We start from the raw sequence: 566 nt of genomic DNA on the forward strand, positions 1-566 counted from the left end.
TATTTAAAATTTTAAAAATAAAAAAGCTACTAGCAAAAAACTAGTAGCTTAAATCTTAGTTAAATTTTGATGTAGTATTAATTTTTATATCTGTGCTGCAACACCGATTACTTAAAACTAAGATTAAAAAAATCGACGAAGGTCGATTATGGTTTTTACACGCGTTCTTTTAGAACGCATAAGTGCACCCTTACGGGAATTAACTAGATTATAACGATGAAAAATAGACCTGTAAAGCGATAACTATTGTGATAAAGTTTGCTAAAAAGGAGTGTTTTATTTTTATGACTATCAAACAAATTGTAAATGATTTATTAAATAAAAAATGGTCTTTAGAAGATTTGTTTTGGTTAATTTTCATGTGTGTAATATTTAGTACTTTTACTACACCGTTTTTTGGTATTCCGATTGGAGTTATTGTTTATTTTTTATTTTTCTATAAAGATGATGATTTTGATGAGATGGCAGAAAAATATGATTATCAAGACAATAATAAAAAATAGAACACGCATTTATGCCGAGAAAATTTATTGATGTTGAGAAGAACCCTTAACTAAACTTGCAGA

At 26.7% G+C, this 566-nt stretch carries 1 protein-coding gene; it reads left to right on the forward strand.

Annotated features, from left to right (window positions below; all coding sequences use genetic code 11):
- The first annotated feature begins 284 nt into the window (after positions 1–284).
- The gene (locus L987_RS03760) at positions 285–503 is read left to right on the forward strand and encodes a VraH family peptide resistance protein (RefSeq protein ID WP_047503077.1); all 219 of its coding nucleotides are present in this window, start codon (positions 285–287) and stop codon (positions 501–503) included.
- Positions 504–566 lie beyond the last annotated feature (63 nt).

Origin of the sequence: Staphylococcus sp. ZWU0021 (assembly GCF_000798895.1) — a bacterium.
GTDB lineage: Bacteria > Bacillota > Bacilli > Staphylococcales > Staphylococcaceae > Staphylococcus > Staphylococcus saprophyticus.